Annotated in this window: 2 protein-coding genes; both read right to left on the bottom strand. The window is 72.8% G+C overall.

From position 1 onward, the window contains the following. Positions 1–19: 19 nt before the first annotated feature. Complete coding sequence (locus AF1_RS32160) at positions 20–2,257, bottom strand: FtsK/SpoIIIE domain-containing protein (protein WP_084263535.1); 2,238 nt, start codon at positions 2,255–2,257, stop codon at positions 20–22. Further along, on the bottom strand, positions 2,254–3,513 hold a 1,260-nt coding region (locus AF1_RS32155), incomplete at its 5' end, for a DUF2637 domain-containing protein (protein WP_067808045.1). The genes AF1_RS32155 and AF1_RS32160, both read right to left, overlap by 4 nt.

Genomic DNA, 3,513 nt, shown 5'->3' with positions numbered 1-3,513 from the left:
CTAGAGGCGCGGCGGCGGTCTACCGGTCGGTGCGGCGGGTGGCGTTCAGGGCGTCGGTGACGTGGTCGCGGTGGACGCCCTTGAGGTTGCGGCCCTTGCCGGTTTCGTCCTGTCCCCAAACCTGGGGGGTGCCGATGCCGTAGGGCTTGAGCGCGGCGGCGAGCTGGCGGGCCTTGCCGGTCGGGTCGAGGTCGGTCCACGGGCCGTAGACGGCCGGGCGGAGTTCGGCGAGGCGGTCGACCAGCACTTGGGAGTGGACCTTGTCCTCGCCGGGCGCCATGACGGCGGCGAGGTCTTCCAGCAGGGATGCGCCGTCGGCGGCGGCCGGGGTCGTGTCCTCGCCGATGGCGTGGCCGGTCAGGGTGCCGGCGGCCTTGCGCAGCGCGCGGGCGCGGTCGGCGATGCGGTCGGCGGTCGGGTTGTCGATGTAGTAGCCGCGGACGATCTGCGGGTCGTCGGTCTCGCCTGCCAGGTAGCCGATGCCCTTGTCCTTCTTGGTGAAGGTGGTGGCGCGGATCCCGTTCTTGTACATCGAGGTGCCCAGGATCATGTCGTTCTCGGTCTGGCCCATGACCTTCAGGCAGAACCGCAGCCCGACGTTCGCCGAGACACCGGTGGGAAGCGAGTCCTTGTCGGGCCGCTGGGTGGCCAGCAGCAGGATCACGCCGAGGGCGCGGCCGAGTTTGATGATGTCGATGGCCAGGCGGGCGGCCTCGTCACCGAAGTCGGGGTGGGCGAACAGGTTCTGGCACTCGTCCAGGATGAACACCGACGGGTACAGGCCCAGCGACCGTTTCGCGGCCAGTTCCGGGGTGACCTTGTTCTCGGGGCAGATGTCCTTGGGCAGCTTGCGAATCGCCTTGGCGCGCCGCTCCAGGTCCTTGCGCAGTTCGCGCAGCGCAGCGAGGCACTCGGCGAGGGTGTCGTCATCCTGCCCGGATCCGTACTGGTGGGCGACCTTTTCCAGGGCCGACAGGTCACCGGTGCCTTTGAGTTCGTAGACGCGCAGTTCGGCGGTCGGGTCGAGGGCGGCGGCCAGGGCCAGCACGCGCATCGCGAACGTCTTGCCCATGCCGGGCATCGCGCCGATCAGGGCGTTGGCGTACATCAGTTCCACGGTGATCGGACGTCCACGCTGGTCGGTGCCGAACGGGACGGGATTGAACAGGTCCACGCGGGCGGCGGTCTTGGCCAGTGGTCCGGCGGTCGGCTTGACCTGGTTCATGTCCTGGTCACCGACCCACAGCACCAGCCGCCCGGCGTGCTGGTCGTGCGCGGGTTCGGGCCACACGCACCCCAGCGGGCGGCGCAGGCCGGAGGCGAGGCGGTCGCGGCGCTCCATGATGTCGGTCGCCGTCACCCCGTACGGCAGGTCGACCTCGGCGCGCCAGCCGGGGCCGTCACGGGTGATCGGGGCCGGGAAAGTGATCCCGCTCCCGCCCTTGCCGACGGCCTTGTTGATCTCGGCGTTGCCGAGGGAGGCCAGCGCCCGCACCACGATCTCGGAGGTGAGCTTGGGCGCCTTGGTGGACACGACGGCGGTGTCGAGGATGCGCCGGTCGGTGGGCGTGCCGATCCACCCCAGCAGCGCCACCAGCGCGGCCAGCACGGCGGTTTGGGTGACGCCGCCGGCGGCGGCCACCGACATGGCGGCCAGCCCGCCACCGGCCAGCCCGGCGCTGGTGACGAGCATGCGGGCGCGGACGCGGTCGTTGCGCTCGCTCATCAGCTTCAGGTAGGCGTCATCGTTGCGGCGGTCGATGGCGTGCGTGCGCAGCGGCCGGGACTCGATATCGAACGTCCACCGCCACGTACCGGCCACCACCCGGAACAGGCCACGGGGCGAGCGTCCGGCCAGACGCAGCGAGTACATCGGGATTCGGGCGGTGTGGTAGCCGGTGACGTGTCCGGCGTAGCCGACGGCCCACCGCACGGTGGCCTTGGCCTCGGCAGCGTCGCGCAGCCACGGCGCGATGATCGGGCGGCGCTGCGCACGCTCGCCGGACATCTGGCGGGCGCGCACGTCCGGCCGGAACGTGTCGGGGCGGTCCACCAGCACGCGGCCCTCAAGCGCCTCGCCGTCGTCAGCGGTCGGGACCGGCGCGGGCGGAGTCGTCGGCGGGGTGCCGTCGCCGATGCCGTCCAGTCCGGTGGCCGGGGCATCGAGGTCGGGCGCCGTGTCGGCGGCGTGGTCCGCGTGGTCGGCGTGCTTGACGGGCAGGCGGACGACTTCTCCCATGGCCTTGGCGTGGTTCATGATGCGTTCTCTCCCTCGGCGGCCGGGCTGTCGGCGGGGTCGGTGGGTGCTTCGGTCTTGAGGCGGGCCAGCAGGGCACCGACGCGGGCGTTACCGGCGCTCTGTCCGGCGCCGCGCAACCGCGCGGCGAGGCTGTTGCGGGTCAGGGGCTCGCCAGCGGCGGCCAGGTCGGCGGCGATGCGCCACCCCAGCGGCATGAGGTCGTCCACGTCCGGCGGCGTGGCCTTGCCGGTCTTTCGGGTGCGGGACGGGCGGGCGGACCGTCCACCGGGACCGCCATCCCTCTTGGGTGCCCCCGTCCGCTTGCGCGTCGCGGACGGTCCACCGGTGGGCGTGGTGGACGGTCCGGACTCCAGCGCCGGACGGTCCACCTCGGCGACTCCCGGACGGTCCGCCGCCGGTCCGGTGGACGGGGCGGCGGTCACCTCGGCGGCCGGTCCGCCGGACTCGGGGGCGGGGGCGAGGTCGCCGAGGCGGTACAGGGCGCGGATACGGCGGGGTGCGCGGCGGCGCCAGGCCCACCGGCCGTAGGTGTCCTGCAGGTCGGTCAGCGCGAGCACGCGGGCGCGCTCACGGGACAGGGCGTCGGGGTAGGAGCGGATCTCCCACAGCACCATCCGGCGCCACAGCTTGAGCGTGGGCCACGGGGCGAGGATCCACCGCGAGGCGCGGATCCCGTCCATGCGGGTTCCGGCGGCGATGCCGGCGCGGATCCGGATCACGTGTGCGGCGATCTCCACCGCGCACACCCACAGCGCCGGCAGCACCGCGTGCGCGATGCGGCCGAACACCGTCGACTCCTCGGCCACGTTCAGGTACACGGTCGCGGCGGTCAGCGCCCACGGGATGAACCGCAGCCACCGAACCCGCATGTCCAGCCGGGCAAGAACGATGTCGAGCGCGGCGAAGATCGCAATGCCCAGGTCGATACCGAGCGGCACCGACCACGCCAACCCGCCGAACGAGGGGCGTGCGGCGTCGGCGACCGCGGCGAAGCTGTTGACGAACCCCAGCAGCCCCAGCACGCCCACCAGCGCGGCGACCACGGCAACCGCGGTGAACTCGTTACTGGTGAGCGCACGTCCCTGCGACGCGCCACCCTCGGCGCGGTCGGACGTGGTCGACGGCGAGGCGGGCGGGTCGGTCGGGATCTCGTTGGAGGGCGTCAGCGGTCGGAGCGGGATGGCGGCGTGGTCGGCGGCGTGCGGGTTGGTGGCCTGTGCGCCGAGGTCCGCCCGAATGTGGAGCGGTGGAGC

Source organism: Actinomadura formosensis NBRC 14204, assembly GCF_001552155.1.
In the GTDB taxonomy this organism is placed as follows: domain Bacteria; phylum Actinomycetota; class Actinomycetes; order Streptosporangiales; family Streptosporangiaceae; genus Spirillospora; species Spirillospora formosensis.
This window is presented reverse-complemented; position numbering and strand designations above follow the sequence as displayed.